The sequence below is a fragment of the Vitreoscilla sp. C1 genome (assembly GCF_002951955.2).
Classification (GTDB): domain Bacteria; phylum Pseudomonadota; class Gammaproteobacteria; order Burkholderiales; family Neisseriaceae; genus Vitreoscilla; species Vitreoscilla stercoraria.
This window is the reverse complement of sequence record NZ_CP019644.2, coordinates 706,189-726,565: the sequence shown is the minus strand read 5'-3', so window position 1 is coordinate 726,565 and position 20,377 is coordinate 706,189. Positions and strand designations below refer to the sequence as shown.

General features: G+C 45.7%; 22 protein-coding genes. 4 read left to right on the top strand and 18 right to left on the bottom strand.

Annotated features, from left to right (window positions below; all coding sequences use genetic code 11):
- Window positions 1-101: 101 nt before the first annotated feature.
- From ADP71_RS03530 to ADP71_RS13150, 4 genes are read right to left on the bottom strand one after another with little or no spacing between them, the layout of a single operon-like run.
- The gene (locus ADP71_RS03530) at window positions 102-860 is read right to left on the bottom strand and encodes an IclR family transcriptional regulator (protein WP_019958717.1); all 759 of its coding nucleotides are present in this window, start codon (window positions 858-860) and stop codon (window positions 102-104) included.
- Between the two features lie 12 nt (window positions 861-872).
- Window positions 873-2,321 carry a DEAD/DEAH box helicase gene (locus ADP71_RS03525; RefSeq protein WP_171460890.1) on the bottom strand — a complete coding sequence of 483 codons (1,449 nt, stop codon included), beginning with the start codon at window positions 2,319-2,321 and terminating at the stop codon, window positions 873-875.
- Window positions 2,322-2,376: 55 nt separating this feature from the next.
- Window positions 2,377-2,694 (bottom strand): FadR/GntR family transcriptional regulator, encoded by a 318-nt coding sequence (locus ADP71_RS03520; protein ID WP_171460889.1) that lies wholly within the window; start codon window positions 2,692-2,694, stop codon window positions 2,377-2,379.
- Window positions 2,691-3,137, bottom strand: coding sequence for a FadR/GntR family transcriptional regulator (locus ADP71_RS13150; protein ID WP_171460888.1), 447 nt, complete (start codon window positions 3,135-3,137; stop codon window positions 2,691-2,693). Before ADP71_RS13150 ends, ADP71_RS03520 begins: the two co-directional genes overlap by 4 nt.
- Window positions 3,138-3,320: 183 nt before the next feature.
- On the opposite strand from ADP71_RS13150, the gene ADP71_RS03510 reads away from it, so the two are divergent.
- The 4 genes from ADP71_RS03510 (at window position 3,321) to ADP71_RS03495 (ending at window position 8,201) form a co-directional block, all read left to right on the top strand.
- Entirely contained in the window at window positions 3,321-4,103 is a 783-nt protein-coding gene (locus ADP71_RS03510) for a (Fe-S)-binding protein (protein ID WP_019958714.1), read from the top strand.
- Entirely contained in the window at window positions 4,103-4,807 is a 705-nt protein-coding gene (locus ADP71_RS03505) for a LutC/YkgG family protein (RefSeq protein ID WP_019958713.1), read from the top strand. Before ADP71_RS03510 ends, ADP71_RS03505 begins: the two co-directional genes overlap by 1 nt.
- A complete protein-coding gene (locus ADP71_RS03500) occupies window positions 4,804-6,246 on the top strand; it encodes a LutB/LldF family L-lactate oxidation iron-sulfur protein (protein ID WP_104931511.1) in 1,443 nt (480 codons plus the stop codon). Before ADP71_RS03505 ends, ADP71_RS03500 begins: the two co-directional genes overlap by 4 nt.
- Before the next feature lie 158 nt (window positions 6,247-6,404).
- Window positions 6,405-8,201, top strand: coding sequence for an L-lactate permease (locus tag ADP71_RS03495; RefSeq protein WP_019958711.1), 1,797 nt, complete (start codon window positions 6,405-6,407; stop codon window positions 8,199-8,201).
- Between the two features lie 110 nt (window positions 8,202-8,311).
- Here the strand turns inward: ADP71_RS03495 and ADP71_RS03490 are convergent, their stop codons facing one another.
- The 14 genes from ADP71_RS03490 to gatB form a co-directional block, all read right to left on the bottom strand.
- On the bottom strand, window positions 8,312-9,475 hold the full coding sequence (locus ADP71_RS03490; protein ID WP_269467704.1) for an alpha-hydroxy acid oxidase: 1,164 nt from the start codon (window positions 9,473-9,475) through the stop codon (window positions 8,312-8,314).
- Window positions 9,476-9,543: 68 nt separating this feature from the next.
- On the bottom strand, window positions 9,544-9,972 hold the full coding sequence (locus tag ADP71_RS03485; protein WP_104931510.1) for an HIT family protein: 429 nt from the start codon (window positions 9,970-9,972) through the stop codon (window positions 9,544-9,546).
- A 62-nt stretch (window positions 9,973-10,034) separates the two neighbouring features.
- On the bottom strand, window positions 10,035-10,259 hold the full coding sequence (locus ADP71_RS03480) for a hypothetical protein (protein ID WP_104931509.1): 225 nt from the start codon (window positions 10,257-10,259) through the stop codon (window positions 10,035-10,037).
- A gap of 26 nt (window positions 10,260-10,285) precedes the next feature.
- Entirely contained in the window at window positions 10,286-11,104 is an 819-nt protein-coding gene (locus tag ADP71_RS03475; RefSeq protein WP_104931508.1) for an SMI1/KNR4 family protein, read from the bottom strand.
- Between the two features lie 130 nt (window positions 11,105-11,234).
- Window positions 11,235-12,044, bottom strand: coding sequence for a M48 family metallopeptidase (locus tag ADP71_RS03470; protein WP_019958706.1), 810 nt, complete (start codon window positions 12,042-12,044; stop codon window positions 11,235-11,237).
- A gap of 184 nt (window positions 12,045-12,228) precedes the next feature.
- Window positions 12,229-12,378 (bottom strand): hypothetical protein, encoded by a 150-nt coding sequence (locus tag ADP71_RS03465; RefSeq protein WP_019958705.1) that lies wholly within the window; start codon window positions 12,376-12,378, stop codon window positions 12,229-12,231.
- A gap of 196 nt (window positions 12,379-12,574) precedes the next feature.
- Window positions 12,575-14,461, bottom strand: a complete 1,887-nt coding sequence (gene ilvD / locus ADP71_RS03460; RefSeq protein WP_019958704.1) for a dihydroxy-acid dehydratase — start codon at window positions 14,459-14,461, stop codon at window positions 12,575-12,577.
- 406 nt (window positions 14,462-14,867) lie between these two features.
- A complete protein-coding gene (locus ADP71_RS03455) occupies window positions 14,868-15,362 on the bottom strand; it encodes a DUF2721 domain-containing protein (RefSeq protein ID WP_169708873.1) in 495 nt (164 codons plus the stop codon).
- Window positions 15,363-15,419: 57 nt separating this feature from the next.
- Window positions 15,420-15,587, bottom strand: coding sequence for a hypothetical protein (locus ADP71_RS03450; protein WP_019958702.1), 168 nt, complete (start codon window positions 15,585-15,587; stop codon window positions 15,420-15,422).
- Between the two features lie 244 nt (window positions 15,588-15,831).
- Window positions 15,832-16,860 (bottom strand): type I glyceraldehyde-3-phosphate dehydrogenase, encoded by a 1,029-nt coding sequence (gene gap / locus ADP71_RS03445; protein ID WP_019958701.1) that lies wholly within the window; start codon window positions 16,858-16,860, stop codon window positions 15,832-15,834.
- A gap of 90 nt (window positions 16,861-16,950) precedes the next feature.
- Complete coding sequence (locus ADP71_RS03440) at window positions 16,951-17,334, bottom strand: MAPEG family protein (protein WP_019958700.1); 384 nt, start codon at window positions 17,332-17,334, stop codon at window positions 16,951-16,953.
- A gap of 65 nt (window positions 17,335-17,399) precedes the next feature.
- Window positions 17,400-18,398: a DNA polymerase III subunit delta gene (gene holA, locus ADP71_RS03435; protein ID WP_026353609.1), complete on the bottom strand. Its 999-nt coding sequence runs from the start codon at window positions 18,396-18,398 to the stop codon at window positions 17,400-17,402.
- A gap of 26 nt (window positions 18,399-18,424) precedes the next feature.
- Entirely contained in the window at window positions 18,425-18,925 is a 501-nt protein-coding gene (locus tag ADP71_RS03430; protein ID WP_019958698.1) for an LPS-assembly lipoprotein LptE, read from the bottom strand.
- Window positions 18,926-18,937: 12 nt separating this feature from the next.
- Entirely contained in the window at window positions 18,938-20,365 is a 1,428-nt protein-coding gene (gene gatB, locus ADP71_RS03425; protein ID WP_019958697.1) for an Asp-tRNA(Asn)/Glu-tRNA(Gln) amidotransferase subunit GatB, read from the bottom strand.
- Between the last annotated feature and the right edge of the window lie 12 nt (window positions 20,366-20,377).

Here is a 20,377-nt window from a genome sequence, read left to right as displayed (position 1 = left end):
TTACAGGACGCTTGATTCATTTGATACGCTAGATGCTATTGATGATGAATGTATTCTAGCGATTCATCATTTTGACAGGCCGCTTCAAACCACATTCCTATCTAAAAACCAAATGTTTTAGACAATTCTTGTGCTGCAGTTTGCAAACGTGGAATGAACGACAAAGACACCGTCAAAGGTGTGGTTGCCACTTGACCATGCATGGCAATGGCGGCAATACAATTGTTTTTGTCATCAAAAATCGGCACCGCCACACAAGTAATACCCAACACAAATTCTTCATTGTCGATGCTGACATTGCGCACATTGATGCGCTCTAGCTCCGTATCCAATTCATCCAAATCGGTCAACGTGTTTGGCGTCAAGGCTTCTAGTTTGGTTTGACGCAACAGTGCATGGCGTTTGTCTTGGCTCATTTTGGATAAGAACAATTTACCACTGGCGCAAGAATGCGCAGGTACGGTCGTGCCCGGTTGCAAATCCAAGCGCAAAGGTGAAGGCGATTCCATGCGGTCTAAATACAACACTTGCGATTTGACCAACATGGTCAAATTACAAGTTTGTCCGATATCTGCCACCAAGCTTTTCAAAATCGCATGACGCTGGCGTTGTACATCACCATGATTCAATACCGTACTGCTCAAACGGGTCAAACGAGGACCAATGGTGTAAGCATGTTTGGCACCTGCATCACGAATAATCAAACCACCCGCTTCCAATGCCGCCAAATGACGGTGTATCGAAGGTTTCGGAATATCCAATACTCGCGCCAATTCCGTTAAACTCATGGCATGGTCTGATGCGGCCAAACATTCCAACAATGAAAACGCTTTTAAGGTAGGGGTTTCATTTTCACTCATACGCAGCAACTCCTAGCGACGCTTGACGCCAAAATTAGACTGTAACAAAGCGCAAGACAAACGCTGACTGCGCACTCCACGGCGACGACGACCCTTAATCAAAGGTGAGTCAGGAAAATCATCCAATGCCACATCGGTTTTAGATTCCACAGATGACGCGGCAGCCAGCGCTGATTTACGCGCTTGGGTATTGGAAGGATGAGCAGCACGAGGCTTGTCTTTGGTCACAGCAGCTTCTTTGGGTGCTCTGCTCGCCGCCACAACCAGCTGACCTGAAGTGGTATGTGTACTTTGAGCTTCGTGTTTTTGCATCCAACGTGGCTCAAAATTTTCTATTTTATCCAAAGGCAAATCTTGTTTGATGAGTTTGCAAATCGACTCATACATTCTTTGTTCGGTTTCATCCATCAAGGACAATGCAATGCCTTCTGCACCTGCGCGGCCTGTACGACCAATACGGTGTACATAGTCTTCTGGATTGCTTGGCAATTCGTAATTGATTACAAACGGAAATTCACTGATATCCAAACCACGCGCCGCCACATCGGTCGCAACCAAAACTTTCACTTTACCCTCTTTGAAAGCCGCCAAAGTTTCGGTACGGGTTTGTTGCGCTTTGTCACCGTGAATGGCTTTGGCAACAATGCCTTTGCGCGACAAATCACGCGTCACTTGATCGACACTGATTTTGGTTTTACAAAACACAATCACTTGTGGCATGTCCAAATCTACAATCAAACGCTCTAACAAATGGCGTTTGCGAGAAGCATCCACCGCAATCATGTGTTGTTCAACATTTTTATTGGTAGCGTTTTGTGCCGCTACTTCAATGATTTCAGGCAAATGCATAAAATCATTGGCCAAACGCTTGATTTCAGGTGCAAACGTGGCGGAGAACAACAAAATTTGACGGTTTTTTGGCAACATCGCAATGATTTTACGGATGTCATCAATGAAGCCCATATCCAACATGCGGTCGGCTTCATCCAATACCAAAATGTCCACTTTGTTCAATTGGATGGTTTTTTGCGAGACATGATCAAGCAAGCGACCCACGGTTGCCACCACAATCTCACGTCCGCTGCGCAAAGCCTGCACTTGCGTATCCATATTGGTGCCACCAAACACCACCGTGTGCTTCAACGGCAAATATTTGATGTAAGAAGTGATATTGGCATCAATTTGGTCGGCCAACTCACGCGTTGGCGTCAATACCAACATGCGCACAGGATGCATGGCAGGTGAAGCACTGGTATTGGCAAAACGCTTCAAACGCTCCAAGCTTGGCAACATAAAAGCAGCCGTTTTGCCCGTACCTGTTTGTGCAGCCGCCAAAATATCATGACCTGCCAAAACTTTGGGAATGGCAGCGGCCTGAATCGGTGTTGGCGTGGTATAACCTTGTTCGTCCAAAGCTCGGACGATTTCATTGGACAAACCCAATGTATTAAAAGCATTCATGCTTTGTATTCCTTGTCTCACCGTGCTCTTGCTCACAAGAACACGGTATTAATCACTATAAGATGTCTTTGTGCGCCAGTTGTTGGGCTTGCTGCTCACGTTGTTGTTCTTGGCGATAATGGGCTAATGAAGACTCAACATAATCAATGTGTTTGGCTGCCAATTGTTGCGCCAAAACTGCATCTTTAGCACGAATTGCCGCAACAATGGCTCGGTGTTGTTCTCGCAAACTGATTTTCGCTTCATCATCAATCGAGAACATATTGGCCAGATTTTTTTGAGTATGTTGGTGCAAAATACGCAGCAAGCTGGCGGACAATTGACTGAATAATACATTATGTGAGGCCTCAGCGATGGCTTGATGAAAGTTCACATCCGCTTGTGATTGTAATTTAACACTTTTTTCTGCACTGCGACATCAATTTGTCTTAGCCAATACTCTATTCTTTCCAAATCGGTCTCAGTTCGGCGCTGTGCTGCCAAAGCGGCCAAAGTACCCTCTAAAGAGCGGCGAAAATCCAACACATCGCTTTCTAAATAGTCATGTGTTTGCAATAAACTCTGCCAACCACCAATAAAAGCCTGTTGCAATTGGTCAGACACATAATAACCATCGCCTTGTCGTGCTTCGAGCAAACCGCGCGTCGTCAAAACACGCAAAGCATCGCGAATAGATGGGCGAGATACGCCAAAATCTTCTGCCAGCTGGCGTTCTGGCGGCAACTTACTTTGCGCAGCATACACGCCTCTGACAATGCGCTCTTCTAATACCAATGCGATTTGTTCAAACAATTTTTGCTGTTTTATCACACTCATTGCCACATATCCAAAAAAAATAAAAAATAAAAAATATCAAATACTTATTTAAAAAATCCGATTGAATTCATTCTCAAAATACATAATAGCTATGATTCAAATCTTGACCAAAACAACCTTTTTTTTGTAAAGTATTTGTAAATATAAAAATTGGTCTGACCAATTTACCAAGGATAACATAGAATGGAACACCAAAACAATCAGTCGCACCGCGTGACCGATGTTTACTTTTTTGGTACCTGCGTGATAGACATTTTCATGCCAAACGCTGGCATGGATGCCATGACTTTGCTTGAAAAGCAAGGCATACGTGTTCACTATCCGCAAGCTCAAAGCTGTTGTGGTCAGCCTGCGTTCTCTTCAGGCCGCCCGAAAGAATCGTTTGCTGTTGCCAAAGAACAATTGGACTTGTTTCCCGAAGCTTGGCCTATTGTCGTGCCATCAGGTTCTTGTGGCGGCATGATGAAGCATCATTGGCCTGATTTATTCAAAAATACCGTGTATGAACAACAAGCTTTAGATGTTTCAGGCCGCATTTACGAGTGGTCACGCTTTTTGGTAGACGTTTTGAATTATCAGCCGCAAGACACAGGCACGCCGATTAAAGTCGCGGTACACACCAGTTGCGGTGCGCGCCGAGAAATGAATGTGCACACGTCTAGCTGGCAATTGGTCGATGCTTTGAGTCACGTTGAACGTGTTGTGCATGATCATGAAAGCGAATGTTGTGGTTTTGGCGGTACTTTTTCGATGAAGCATCCTGATATTTCAGGCGCGATGGTCAGCGACAAAGTCAAAGCTTTGAAAGACACACAAGCGGTTGAAATCATCAGCGCCGATGCAGGTTGCATGATGAATATTGGTGGCAAAATCGCCAAAGATGACCCATCCATGCCCAAACCCAAACATTTGGCGACGTTCTTATTGGAACGCACAGGACACAAAACTTGTGAGGAATCGGTTTGATGAGCGCGCGTGACCAAATTTTAAACCGTTTGCGAGCGGTACACACCGAAACTTTGCCACAGCCACAAACGGCTGAGTATTACACTGAGATGAGCCCGAAATGGGACACGCCTGCGCTGCGTTTGCAACATTGGGCGAATACCATGCGCAAAGTCAAAGGCGAGATTGTTTGGTGTCATCGTGACACTTGGCAAGACACTTTTGCTCAAGTGGTGGCTGAAAAAAACATTGCCAAAATCGTATTGCCATTGCAAACGGAACATGGTCAACAAGCGGCTGAAATTTTACACAATAAGCGGCCTGTAACCGAAATTTGTGCTTATTCACAAACATTAGAGCAATGGAAAGACGAGTTTTTCAATACTGTGGATGCAGGTTTTACCGATATCAAAGCAGGCATTGCCCACACAGGTACTTTGTTATTGTGGCCAACGCCTGAACAGCCTCGCACCATGAGTTTGGTGCCACCGATTCACATTGCCTTGTTTGATACCACCACGCTTTACGATGACTTTTACGCAGCCATGCATGGCTTGGATATGGCCGATGGTATGCCGACCAATGTGGTATTGATTTCAGGACCTTCTAAGACTTCTGATATTCAATTGACTTTGGCTTTTGGGGCACATGGTCCTCGAGATTTGGTGGTGTTGGCGCTTTTACCTGATGACATTTCAATGGAAGATGTAGAGGGGGCGGCATGAAAACACAAACCATCCATTTTATGCCTGAAACATTCAAGTCCAATGCCAAAACCGCCTTAGCCGATGCACCACTACGCCAAAGCTTGCGCACAGCCATGGATGGCTTGATGAGCAAGCGCAAAGCGGTTTTGTCTGATGAGCACGAATTGCAAGCATTACGCACTTTGTGTGAGAGCATCCGCCAACATGCTTTGTCTCGTTTGCCTGAATTATTAGAGCAATTGGAAAGCAATTTGACCCGTTTGGGCGTGAAAGTCCATTGGGCGCAAACGCCTAAGGAGGCTTGCCAAATCATTGATGGCATCATGAATCAGCATCAAGCTTCATTGATGGTCAAAGGCAAATCGATGGTCAGCGAAGAAATCGAGCTGAATCATTATTTGGAAGCGCAAGGCAAAGAGGCGATTGAAAGCGACATGGGCGAATACATTGTGCAAATGGCACATGAAAAGCCCACGCACATTGTGATGCCTGCCATTCACAAAACCAAGCAACAAATTTCCAAACTGTTTCACGACGAATTGGGCACACCACTGACTGATGATGTCGATGAGATGATTCAAATTGGCCGCAAAGCCTTGCGCAGCGTCTATCGCAATGCTGATGTGGGTTTATCAGGCGTGAACTTTGCGGTGGCTGAAACAGGTACTTTGTGTTTGGTAGAAAACGAAGGCAATGGGCGTTTGTCAACTTCGGTACCGCCTGTGCACATTGCCATTACTGGCATTGAAAAAGTGGTCGCTCGTTTGGACGATGTGGTGCCTTTGTACAGTTTGCTCACACGCTCTGCCATCGGCCTGAACATCACCACTTACTTCAACATGATTACAGGCCCCCGTCGTTCGCAAGAATTGGATGGTCCACAAGAAATGCATTTGGTATTGCTAGACAATGGTCGCAGCCAAGCCTATGCCGATGAGCAATTGCGCAAAACTTTGCAATGCATCCGTTGTGGCGCATGCATGAACCATTGTCCTGTGTATTCACGCATTGGCGGCGCAGCTTACGGCACCACGTATCCCGGTCCTATTGGCAAAATCATTTCACCGCATTTATTGGGTTTGGAGTCTACCAAAGATTTGCCGACCGCTTCTAGTTTGTGCGGCGCTTGTGGTGAAGTGTGTCCTGTACGCATTCCCATTCCTGAATTGCTTGTGCGTTTGCGCACCGAAGCACAGCGCGATCCAAACGAGAATGTGCCACATCCTATTCGCGGACAAGGTGCCAACCATTCATTGAGCGAGAAAATGGCATGGCGAGCGTTTGAAGGCATTTTCAGCGGCAATAAAACTTACCAATATTTTGGCAAAGTGGCGACCAGTTTGCGTGGTTTAACCCCAAAACATCAAAAGGGCTGGACACAAAACCACACGCCATTAAAACCCGCTAAAAAGACTTTGCACCAATTGGTCAAAGAAAAACACAATACTTTTAATTGAAAAATACACCATTCATTATCCAAGGAGGCCGCACATCAACACAATTTTAAACGCATTGTCATTTGGTCAAACCCAATAATAATCAGCGCAAAAAGCGCTTTAGCCAATGATAATTTAACTGAGAAAAGAAACTAGTAAGTCATTTGGAGTAACCCAAGATGAGTCTATACACGCTATTAGCACTCGCCCCCATTGCGGTGGTATTTTTATTGATGGTGGTGATGAACCGCTCAGCGGCTTTGTCCATGGGCAGCTCGTTCGCTGTCACCGCCTTATTGGCTTTATTTGTGTGGAATGCCCCAGGGGCCGTGGTTGCCGCTGCCACTGTTAACGGCATTGTCACAGCTTTAACCTTATTGTTCATCGTATTTGGCGCGATTTTATTGCTCAATACTTTGAAAGAAAGTGGTGCCATCAAAGCCATTCGCAAAGGCTTTATGGACATTTCTCCCGACCGCCGCGTACAAGTGATCATTGTGGCTTGGTTGTTTGGTTCTTTGATTGAAGGCTCGTCAGGCTTTGGTACACCGTCTGCCGTAGGTGCGCCTTTGTTATTGGCTTTGGGCTTCCCTGCCATGGCAGCGGCGATGGCGGTTTTGATCATTCAATCAACGCCAGTGTCTTTTGGTGCGGTAGGTACGCCTGTGTTGGTAGGTGTGCGTTCAGGCATTGACAATAAAGAAGACGTGGCTGCATTGATTGCACCACAAACGCCATTGGAATACTTGCAACAAATCGCTGAAAACGTATCGATTTTGCATGCATCTGTGGGTTTTGTGATTCCAGTGATTTTGTGCGCGTTCTTGACCCGTTATTTCGGTGCCAATCGTTCGTTCCGTGAAGGCTTGGCAATTTGGCCATTCGCCATTTTTGCTGGCTTGGCATTTGTGGTTCCTTACACCATTGTGGCACACATTTTAGGCCCTGAATTCCCATCTGTATTGGGTGCTTTGATTGGTTTGGCAATCGTGGTTCCTGCTGCGAAAAAAGGTTTCTTACAACCAAAAACCGTTTTTGATTTCCCACCTCGTTCACAATGGGAACAAAAATGGATCGGTACCATTGATGACAAAGACGACGGCCAACCATCACAATTTTCAGTCATTCGCGCCTTCTCACCTTACATCATCATGGTGGTATTCTTGTTGTTGACCCGTAACATTCCGCCATTGAAAGCGTTCTTGACAGGCGAATTGACGACTTTGAAAGTCAGTGGTTTGTTCGGCACCCACATCAATGCTTCTGCACAATTGTTATACTCTCCGGGCTTTTTGTTGATTTTGGTGTCTTTGATGTGTATTGGTTTGTTCAAAATGAATGGCCAACAATACATGACAGGTGTGAAAAACTCTGCACGCACCATGTTAGATGCAGCGCCTGCGTTATTGCTTGCTGTGCCGATGGTACAAGTATTTGTGAACTCAGGCTCGGCTGATCCTAGCATTGCAGGCGCATTGCCTAATATGCCGATGGTGTTGGCACAAGGTGCTGCGGCATTGGCAGGTTCTGCTTGGCCAAATGTATCGCCTTGGGTAGGTGGTTTGGGTGCGTTTATTGCAGGCTCTAACACCGTATCGAACATGATGTTTGCTTACTTCCAATTCCAAACCGCACAACAAATCGGTTTGAGCGTAGACCAATCGTCTATCGTGGTGGCATTACAAGCCATTGGTGGTGCAGCAGGTAACATGATTTGCGTACACAACGTGGTGGCAGCAGGTGCTGTGGTTGGCTTGATGAATCGTGAAGGCGAAGTCATTCGCAAAACCTTGATTCCATTTGCATTCTATTGCATTCAAGGTGGTTTGATTGGTCAGGCTTTGATCACTGGCAACTTCATGTGGTGGATCATGGCAGCCGCTTGGTTGGCGATTTTCTTTGCATTCTTATACACACGCAAACAAGCGCAACCTGTCAGCAGCCAAAATACTGGCAAAGAAGTTTCATCTTCTTAAAAAAACATCCTTCTTCTGATGTGTCTTTTACCCACTCTGCAAAGAGTGGTTTTTTTATGGTGCATCTATGCAATCAAGCGTCCTGTAAATATTTACAGGACGCTTGATGATCAGATGATTATTGAACGATACAACACACTGTCATCTACTTGCGACACCTTGGTTTTGCCGCACAAAGCCATGGTCGTGTCCATTTCTTTGGCTATGATTTCCAGCACACGCCGCACACCATCTTCGCCATATGCTCCCAAACCATAATTGTAAGCGCGCCCAATCAACACGCCTTGCGCGCCCAATGCCAAAGCCTTGAAAACATCTTGACCCGAACGAATACCACCATCTAACCACACTTCAATGTCTTGTCCCACTGCCGCCACAATTTCAGGCAAGACTTGTATGCTCGATGGTGCACCGTCTAATTGCCGCCCACCATGATTGGACACAACGATGGCATCCGCGCCACAAGCCACTGCCGCTTGCGCATCTTCCACATCCATGATGCCTTTGATGATGAGTTTATCGCCCCATTGCGCTTTGACCCAAGCGACATCATCCCAGCTTAATTTAGGGTCAAACTGTTCGCCCGCCCAAACCGACAAAGAACGGGTATCGCTCACGCCTTCCACATGCCCTACAATATTACCCAATTGATGGCGTTTGGTTTGGCTCATGTAATAACACCAACGTGGTTTGGTCAACAAATTCAAAATGGTTTTCACCGTCGGTTTCGGTGGCGTGGACAAGCCATTTTTGATGTCTTTGTGACGCTGCCCCATAATTTGCAAATCTGCTGTCAACACCAAGGCGCTGCAAGCGGCTCGTTTGGCACGCTCAATCAAGCGTTGCATAAACGCTCGGTCTTTCATCATATAAAGCTGAAACCACAAAGGTCGCTGCGGTGCGTAAAACGCCACCTCTTCCAAAGCGCACACACTCATGGTCGAAACAATATAAGGCACACCAAATTCTGCCGCTGCTTTGGCAGCCAACATTTCACCATCGGCGTGTTGCATACCCGCCAAACCTGTTGGTGCCAACGCCACTGGCATACTCACCGCTTCGCCCAACATCGTGCTGTGTAAAGAACGGCAACTAATATCTTGCAACACTTTTTGGCGCAATAAAATTTTTTGGAAATCGCTTTCATTGTGGCGATACGTCAACTCCGTATAAGAACCCGAATCAACATAATCGACAAACATCTTAGGTACGCGGCGGCGATACACTCGGCGCATGTCCTCAATACAGGTAATGTGTTTCAAATCTTGCATCAATTTTTCACCACTTCATCAACATAAAAAAGCGTCCTGTAAACACTTACAGGACGCTTGCGCATTCATTTTCAGACAAATTCTTTGGCCACTTCAATCGCAATGCGTTCACTCAACGCTTTGATTTTGTCCATATCACCCATTTGTGCCGCATGTCTGCCTAAATCGCGAATATGGCTGGGAATCACATGAAAATGCACATGCGGAATCACTTGACCGACCGCTTCACCATTGGATTGCACCAACACCACGCCACCGGCATCCATGGCCGCATTCACGCCACGGGCTATTTTTTGCACCGCTTGAATGGTCTGTGCCGCAGCATCAGCAGGCAATTCAAACAATGTCACCGCAGGCACTTTAGGAATCACCAATACATGACCGTCTGCTTGCGGCATGATGTCCATAAAAGCCAAAACATGTTCATCTTCATATACTTTAAACGCTGGCATTTCGCCACGCAAAATTTTTGCAAAAACATTGTTGTTATCGTAAGCCATACTATTCCTCGTCTTCAAATATTGGTATAAACCATACCAAGCTTAAGCCTCAAAAACAAGCACTACACACCGTTTTCATTCACATCAAACTGTGCCATTTGACTCATCCAAGCGTCCTGTAAATCGTCATTGACATCTTTGGATTGGATTTCTAAATGTAAAGTCGCACCAAAATGCGCAAAATGCGCAAAATGCATGGTAGCTTCGTCTTGATGGCGCGCCAATCTATGCGTGCGCTCAATCTGTGCCATGACTTCGGCTTCCGTCCAAGCTGGTTCATTTTTCATCTGCAAGCACGCCATTACAATGTGTGTTAAGGCTGTTTGACATCGCTATCAAACAAATCTTTGAAAGAAGCATGTTTTGAATGAGCCGCTGATTCTGCTTGATTTTTAAATGGGCTGTCTTCATCCAATAAACCATTGACCAATTGCTTCAAATCAGGCGCACCTTCACCCAATAAATGAGTCAACGTGTTTTGCAAATCCCCTTCCATATCTTGCCACGCCTCAGGTGACATAGAAGGCAAATCAGCAGCACCTTCATCCTCTTCTTCAAACAAAATTTCAGCATCCATAATGCCGCCATGCTTGGCAGAATAGACATAATCGCTTTCTTCCAAAGCTTCAATATGCGCATCTAACCATGCTTCTAAGGATGTCGCTTCCAAGCTGCGCACCATATTGTCAAAGCGCACACGAATGATTTGACCCATCACCCCATCTGCGCTCGGTGCCAAATCCACACACACATAATTGCCTTGTCCATCATCGCTAAAAGGCAACCACGCATCATGCCACCACAAAGCTTGCACCTCATCATCCGCACTCAAAGCAATATCTTCATGAGACATTTCAGTTACACGCGTTTGCATGTGTTGCCAAAGCGCTTGCATGCGGGACAACGACAACCATGCTGCACCATTGAATACATGCTCACTATTGGGACTTTGTCCATCAAACAGACGATACCATTGCTGCAAATCATCAGGAAAAACCACATTCAAATCAGCTTGCACTTGTACAAGCTGTGCCTCAGTGGCGCCATCATTCAGTTCTAACCGTGATAATGGTTGTTGTTTTTGGATTTTTGCCAAAACGGCTTGAAAACGCTGTGCTAAATTTTGAATCATGATGACCTATCTTTCTACATCCAACCTAAAAACCAAATGAATTTGTGGCTGCGATTTTAGCACAGCCACAATAAAGCCTTGGTCTACATCCTTAAGCAACCACGACCCATTTAAAAATCATTCATTCCTATCAACGCTTGGCCGCTTGATAATAAGGCATCACTTGTGGAATGGTTTGTTGAATCTTGGCAATGCGATCGGCTGAGGCAGGATGGGTGCTTAAAAAAGACACCGATTGTCCCGATTGTAAGTTTGCCGCTGCCATTTTTTGCCAAAATGTAATAGCCGCATTGGGATTGTATCCAGCGCGCGCCATCATTTCCAAACCAATCAAATCCGCTTCGGTTTCTGCGCTGCGGCTATTGGGTAAATCCCAACCGTATTTACTGGCCAAACTCACCACTTCATTACCCGTATTGCTTAAGCCAGCATAACTGGTAATCAAACTCGTCACCAAACCACCTACCGCACTTTTACTCGCTTTTTCACGCGAATGCTCACGCAAAGCATGCGCAATTTCATGTGCCAATACTGCCGCCAATTCGTCATCGGTTGGTTTGACTGCATTCAACAAACCTGTAAACACCGCAATTTTGCCACCAGGCATAGCAAACGCATTGATGTCTTTGCTTTCAATCACATTCACTTGCCAATTCCATTGTGCCGCATCAGCTCGGTATATCGGCACTTGTTGCAATAAGCGCTGACTGACACGTGTTACTTGCGCATTGCTTTTTAATTGTCCACTGGCTCTGACTTGCTGAATCAATGAGCCATAATCTTGCGCCGCTTGTGCATGATATTGCTGTTCAGGCAGCATGATAAACTGCTTGCGGTTGCCTCCCAAAGTATTTTCATTGGTGGTAGAAGCACAAGCACCCAACATCAAGCTACTGCTTATCGCTACGGTCCATATCACATATTTGGCTGTTTTTTGCATGATGACTCCTTATCTTGCCATATGAATTTGAGAATGAAATACATCATCCACGATAAAGCTATTTTTGTGCAAGTGCATTCCCATGTAGATGGATACTATTGAAAGCCATATCAAACCATCAATCGCACCCATAAGAAAAGCCGTCTGAATCGACGGCAGTTCCAATCAAGAAATAGTAAAAACATTAAGATTCAAATGGTGCACTCAAGTTCAAATTGGCTTCAAAAGCATCATTAAAGTCTGCCAATTCCCACGTATGCTCATCCCACTCGACCAATATTTGTGTGTCTTGCAAGTTTTTTTCATTCATACCACAATCTACAACCATATCCATGGATAATCCTCAGTTTCATACTCTTTGTTTACAGAAGATAATAAAGCCAATCTGTCACTCAAGCCAATCAATAAGCATTTACATTGCCAATTTTTGATTTGTCGCAAGAAGATGTCACCAGAAAATAGAAAAGACTTGTTAAGAACAAAAATGCCCTGAGACCAAGTTCAGGGCATCACAAAACATCATCGGCTCATTAGCTTTGACGCTCTACTTGAGACACATCACGCACCGCACCTGTATCCGCAGAGGTCGTCATTGCTGCGTAAGCACGCAAAGCTGCCGACACATAACGGTCACGATTCACAGGTTTCCAAGCCTCTTTGCCTTTGGCTTCCATTGCTGCACGGCGTTCTACCAATACCTCATCTGAAACTTGCAAATTAATACTGCGGTTTGGAATGTCAATTTGAACGGTATCACCTTCTTCAATCAAACCAATCGCACCACCTTCAGCCGCCTCTGGTGAAGCGTGACCAATAGACAAGCCCGAAGTACCGCCTGAGAAACGACCATCGGTCAACAAAGCACATGCTTTGCCCAAACCTTTGGATTTCAAATAAGACGTTGGATACAACATTTCTTGCATACCAGGGCCGCCTTTAGGGCCTTCGTAGCGAATGATAACAATGTCGCCTGCCACAATGTGATCGGCCAAAATGGCTTCTACTGCCGCATCTTGGCTTTCAAACACACGAGCGCGGCCTGTAAATTGCCAAATGCTTTCGTCCACACCAGCCGTTTTCACCACACAACCGCGCTCAGCAATATTACCAAACAATACCGCTAAACCACCTTCTTTAGAATACGCATGTTCTGCATCACGAATACAGCCGTTTGCACGGTCAGTATCCAAGCTTGGCCATGAACGGCTTTGGCTAAATGCCTCAGTCGTGCGCACGCCACCTGGCGCGGCACTAAAGCGTACATGCGCTTCGCTGTCTGCTGCGGTTGTCATGATGTCCCATTTGGCTAAGGCATCGCCCAAAGTCGCTGCATGTACCGTGTGTGCATCGGTATGAAGCAAGCCAGCACGATTCAATTCCGCCAAAATCGCCAACACCCCACCGGCACGGTGAACGTCTTCCATGTGGTATTTTTGTGTGGCAGGCGCAACCTTACTCAAACAAGGCACTTTGCGGCTCAATTGGTCGATGTCGGTCATTTTAAAGTCCACGCCCGCTTCGTTCGCAGCTGCCAACAAATGCAAAATGGTGTTGGTTGAACCACCCATGGCAATATCCAACGCCATCGCGTTTTCAAACGCATTTTTCGTCGCAATCGAGCGAGGCAACACAGAAGCATCGTCTTGCTCATAATAACGCTTGGCCAAATCCACAATGCGGCGACCTGCTTCTAAAAACAACTCTTTGCGGAATGCATGTGTGGCGAGCAACGAACCATTACCCGGCAATGACAAGCCCAAAGCTTCGGTCAAACAATTCATCGAGTTGGCGGTAAACATGCCCGAGCAAGAACCACACGTTGGACAAGCCGAACGCTCAATTTTCGCCACATCTTCATCAGATACTTGGTCATTGGCAGCTTCTACCATTGCATCGACCAAATCCAATTTGCGGATTTCGCCTTCGATGATTTGACCTTGCGCATTGGCAATGCCAATGACTTTGCCCGCTTCCATAGGGCCACCTGACACGAAAATCGTTGGTATGTTCAAGCGCATCGCAGCCATCAACATCCCTGGGGTGATTTTGTCACAGTTGGAAATGCACACCATCGCATCGGCGCAATGGGCATTGACCATATATTCCACGCTATCGGCAATCAAATCACGCGATGGCAAGCTGTACAACATGCCACCATGACCCATCGCAATGCCATCGTCCACCGCAATGGTATTGAATTCTTTGGCAATGCCGCCCGCCGCTTCAATTTCGCGCGCCACCATTTGACCCAAATCTTTTAAATGCACATGGCCTGGTACAAATTGGGTGAATGAATTGGCAATGGCGATGATTGGTTTACCAAAATCACCATCTTGCATGCCAGTGGCGCGCCACAAAGCGCGAGCACCAGCCATATTGCGACCGTGGGTAGAGGTACGAGAACGATATTGAGGCATGTTACACAATCCTTATTATATTAAAGACAGCTGACTGCTGATGATTGATTTCATTGTAACACCGAGGAGCAGACTTGTTGATAGCCGCACCAACATGCTTATTTTTTATACAAAATACAAAATACCATTTATTTTAAAATATTAAAAATATAAATCCTTTGTTTTTTCAATATATAAAACTTTCATCCAAAATAAACCCATTTATGCCACATTCAAAAATCATCAAACTACCAATCCTCTCATAATTATGATTCAAAACCCACTGATATTGACCAAGCGTCACCCGATGATTCACAACAATCACAATATTAAAATGCCAGAATCATTCCCTTCATTCACATCAAAAAAAGCGTCCTGTAAATGTTTACAGGACGCTTTTTATCTCCAAAATGACTGTTCAAACCATTTAACGCATATTATCGTTCGACTCTTCTTCTTTGCGCACCATTTCAGAAACCACTGTTTTTTTACTTTTGGTACGGCGGCGTGGTCTGGCCAAAATCGGATGGGCAATCTGCTTCAAGTCTTTTTCCATGTCGCCCAACGCAATTTCCAAAGCATGACAAGACAAAATCAACTCATACATCGAAATCAACAATGACACCACCAAACAAGACAAACTGATCGTGAACAAACTCACGCCCCAAAATTGACTTTCAAAAAACAAAGCAATGATGCTGGCAATACTAAGCATGATACAAGCCACGCCAAACATTTGCATGTTACGCACCATGATGACGCGCCGCTGCAAATTGTCAATTTGCAATAACAAAGAATCATCAGGATGTTGTTGGTATTCGTGCGTCAAATTGCGAATGACCGTCGACACACCTAAAAATCGATTGGTGTAAGCCAACATAATCAATGAGATGGCTGGAAAAATCAGCGCAGGGGTGGTCATTTGTAAGTCCATATAGATACTTTTCTTTATTTTAAAATATTAAAACCCATTGGTTTGTCACAAAGTTTCAGTGTCGCTGTGAGTAATACCATCCAAACGGGCTTGCAAACGCTCTACTTGCTTTTTCAATGCCATGATTTCAGCACGGGTATTCTTAATCATCTGCATCAAACCCGCACAAACCACACCCAAAATAATCAAATTCAACACAAACAAAGTAAACATCTTTCATCCCAACTCAAATACAAAAATCTTGACCAAAATCCAATTGCTGCACTGCAATAAAAATACCACAAACCACCATCACACACCACTAGCTTCTGTCCATTGAGCAGACACAAACTGTGTGAATATCAAACCTATTGGCATCATATCTTGCCATGTTTGGCAAACAAATTCAAAACCCTACAAAAAAGCCATCTTGCTGTGAAGCAAGATGGCTTAAAAATCTAAAAGAGGTCAAACCAATTTATTTTAATTCAACCACTTCTTGACCAAACAAAGCCGCAGCGGTGCGCAACATTTGGCAGCTAAAGCCCCATTCATTGTCATACCAAGCCAATACTTTGACCATATTGCCGTTAGACACTTTGGTCAAAGTCGAATCGAAAGTTGAACCTTCGGTAGAATGGTTAAAGTCGGTTGAAACCAATGGCAAAGTATTGAAGCCCAAAACATGTTTCATACTGCCTTCAGCAGCGGCTTTGACAATGGCATTGACTTCATCAACAGATGTATCGCGACCGGCTTCAAACGTCAAATCTACCAATGACACGTTAATGGTCGGCACACGCACAGCAAAACCATCCAATTTGCCATTCAAATCAGGCAATACCAAACCCACGGCTTTGGCAGCGCCTGTTTTGGTCGGAATCATGTTTTCAGTAGCAGAACGCGCACGACGCAAGTCTTTGTGACGCACGTCGGTTAATACTTGGTCATTGGTGAACGCATGAATCGTGGTCATCAAGCCTTTTTGAATGCCCAATGCATCGTTCAAAGCTTTGGCAACAGGTGCCAAACAGTTGGTGGTGCAAGACGCGTTAGACACAACCGTCATGTCAGCAGTCAATACGTCATGGTTCACACCATAAACCACAGTAGCATCCACATCATCGCCACCTGGCGCTGAAATCAAAACTTTTTTTGCACCTGCATCAATGTGTGCTTGGCATTTTGCTTTGGTGGTGAACGCACCTGTACACTCCAAAACCAAATCCACATTCAATTCGCCCCAAGGCAATTCAGCTGGATTGCGAGTAGAGAAAAACGGAATCACATCACCATTGATGACCAAAGCATTGTCTTGATGAGTCACTTCTGCACCAAAACGGCCGTGTACGGTGTCAAACTTGGTCAAATGTGCATTGGTGGCCAAATCGCCAGAAGCATTCACGCCAACGACTTCAAACACATTCGTCAATTTGTAATCGTAAATGGCACGTAAAACTTGGCGGCCGATGCGGCCATAACCGTTGATGGCTACTTTAATCGTCATGGAAAATCCTTAGTTGGTTTAGGAGACACAAAAACGGCGGCAATTATACCAAAAATGTCGCCTTTTGGCTGTCATAAGTTGCAAATGAATTTAAGCGGCTGCAATAAACAGTGCCAAAATACACACCAAACCCACCATCCACGACCCAGAACGCAAAGTCGCCATGTCTTTAATGTACAAGAAAATGTACAGCAAGCGACTCAACACAAACAAAACCGACCAAAAAGTTATCGCAGCTTGCGATGCGCCGCCCGTCATATGTGCAATGATGACAGCTGCGGCAAACGCAGGGAAAATTTCAAATGAATTTTGCTGCGCTGCATTTGCACGCTTGGCTTCGCCTTGCGTGTGCAACATAAAATCACGTGGATTGTGGTTGTCTTGACCTGCAAAACCGCCGACCCGTTTAGCATAAAACGCACACAACCACGGTAAAAACATTGCAATAAACACACACCAATACGCTAAAGTCATGCTAATTTCCTTTGTTTTCAACATCAAAAAGCGTCCCGTAAACCTTTACAGGACGCTCGATGGTTTCAAGAATGTTTCTGTGTTTTTTGACACAAATCCAATAATAAATCTTGCATAGATTGCCATGCCTTGCCATCGGCAGCACCTTTGATTTGACGGTCTATCAGCGCACACTGTTGCAAAGCCATCAAGACGCGTCTGACACCTACACGGCGCAAAGCTTGTTGCGCCCATGCATATTTGTCACCCCACAAACGCAAGTTGCGCCGCAAAATCTGCTCGCTTTCGCCTGAAGACAAACCCGCTTTCAAACGCAACAAAGCACGCAAATCCTCGCTCACCGCCCAAACCACCAACACAGGTTCATCGCCTTCGCTTTGCAAGCTCGCAAGCAATTGCAATACTCGGCTGACATTACCTTGCATCCAAGACTGCGCCAAATCAAACACGTCAAAACGTGCCACATCTGCCACCGCTTGTTGGGCGTCCTGTAAACCCAAACGCGCGCCTGCACCATGCAACAAAGCCAATTTGTCGATTTCTTGCTTAGCCGCCAGCAAATTGCCTTCCACACGCTGCGCCAACACATCCAAAGCATCGGCTGCCATGTGCAATTGGTGTTGCTGCAAACGCTGCTCTATCCAACGAGGCAATTGCGCAGCGCTAACCGCTTTGCATTCCAACACACAAGCGGCCTGTAACCACGCTTGGAACCACTTGCTTTTTTGCTGCGTTTTGTCCATATTGGGCAAAACCAATACCGTGACAGTATCTTCTGCAAAAGCAGCCGCGGCCTGTAACAACGCTTCGGCACCTTCTTTGCCTGGCTTGCCTGTTGGCAAGTGAATTTCAATCAATTTTCGCTCAGAAAACAAACCCATAGATTGCGTCGCTTCACGCAACAACGACCAATCAAAATGGCTATCCACCGTCAAAACCTGACGGTCAAAATATTCTTGTTCTCTGGCAGCAGCACGCAAGGCGTCCACAGCCTCAATGCGCAACAAATCTTCTTCACCAAACACCACATACGCCGCTGGTAATGGCTGTTTTAAACTGGCCATCCAAGCTTGAGCATTCAACAAAGCCACTACTGTCGCACTCGCAAATCAGCTGCATTGACCATGGCAATGCGCAAAATCAACTGCGCAGCCGCCTCACGACGCATGTCTTGCCACAGTTTTTGTTCTTCATCGTCTTTACTTAAAATCTCATTGTCTGAGTATTTCATAAAGCGACGCACTTGCACACTCATCGGCTCAGACACAATCATGCCGCCTTGTTCGATGCGAATGGTGACGTTCAAAGTCATCAAATACTCAGTGGTGGAACCTTCTAAATTCAAAGACTGTGAACGTCTGTCGGTGCTTTCCTCTAAGACACGCAAAATGGCTTGCGATTGAGCTGCATCCACCACTTCTACGTCTTGACGGCGTTTCAATTCGTATTTGATTGGGTTATACATGCCCTTTGCATCTTCAACCGCCCAACGGTGGTAAGGCAATAAAGTGTCGGTCAACTCAACGCCACGCAAATTAAAGCCACAAGCGCTCAATAAAAACAGACAACTCAATATCAGCCATTTTTTCATGTGTGTCCCTTATTAAACCAATTTGGCTTTCATCAAATCTTGCACTTGCGCAGGATTGGCTTTGCCACGGCTGGCTTTCATCACTTGACCGACCAAAGCATTCAAAGCTTTTTCTTTACCGGCTTTGAATTCTTCGACCGATTTAGGATTGGCTGCCAACACTTCGTCAATCATTTTTTCAATGGCGCCAGTGTCATTGATTTGTTGCAAACCATCACGTTCAATGATTTGTTCGGCTGACAAATCGCTGCTCCACAAAGCTTCAAACACTTTTTTCGCCAATTTGCTCGACAAAGTGCCATCGACAATTTTTTTCACCAAACCAGCCAAACGCACCGCGTCAATCGGGCTGTCTGCCAAGGTTTTTTCTTCACGGTTCAATGTTGCTGCCAATTCGCCGTTCATCCAGTTGGCAACCAATTTGCCTTCGCCTGAAGCTTTCGCAGCGGTTTCAAAATAATCCGCCGTGATTTTGGATGTCGTTAACAAACGCGCATCGTATTCGGTGATGCCAAAATCCGCCACAAAACGCTCGGCCATGTCCGCAGGCAATTCTGGCATTTCCGATTTCACACGCGCCAATTGTTCATCAGAAATGATCACAGGCAACAAATCAGGGTCTGGGAAGTAACGGTAATCGTTGGCGTCTTCTTTGGTACGCATCGCGCGGGTTTCGCCTTTTTCAGGGTCCCACAAACGCGTTTGCTGAATCACTTTACCGCCGTCTTCAATCAATTCGATTTGACGCTCAACTTCGTAATTGATGGCCGCTTCCAAAAAGCGGAATGAGTTCAAGTTTTTGATTTCGCAACGCGTGCCAAATTCAGCCTGACCTACAGGACGCACCGACACGTTCGCATCAATACGGAACGAACCTTCGGCCATATTGCCGTCACAAATATCCAACCAAGTGACCAAATCATGCATCGCTTTGGCATATGCCACTGCGTCGGCTGCGCTGCGCATTTCAGGTTCAGACACCACTTCCAATAAAGGCGTGCCCGCACGGTTCAAATCAATGCCCGTAAAGCCTTGCACCGCATCGTGTACCGATTTGCCCGCATCTTCTTCCATGTGCGCACGGGTCACATTGATGGTTTTGAGCGTATCGCCAACGACGATGTCCAATTTGCCATGTTCGACAATCGGATAATCCATTTGGCTGATTTGGTAGCCTTTGGGTAAATCAGGATAAAAATAGTTTTTGCGGTCAAAAATATTGGTTTGATTGATGGTGGCTTTCAAGGCCAAGCCCAATTTGATGCCTTTTTCAATCACCGCACGGTTCATCACCGGCAATGCCCCCGGCATCGCCAAATCCACTACCGATGTATGTGTGTTGGCATCGGCACCAAAAGCTGTGGATGAGCCGCTGAAAATTTTTGATTGTGTGTTCATTTGGACGTGGATTTCCAGTCCAATTACGGTTTCCCAAGTCATATTCTTACTTCC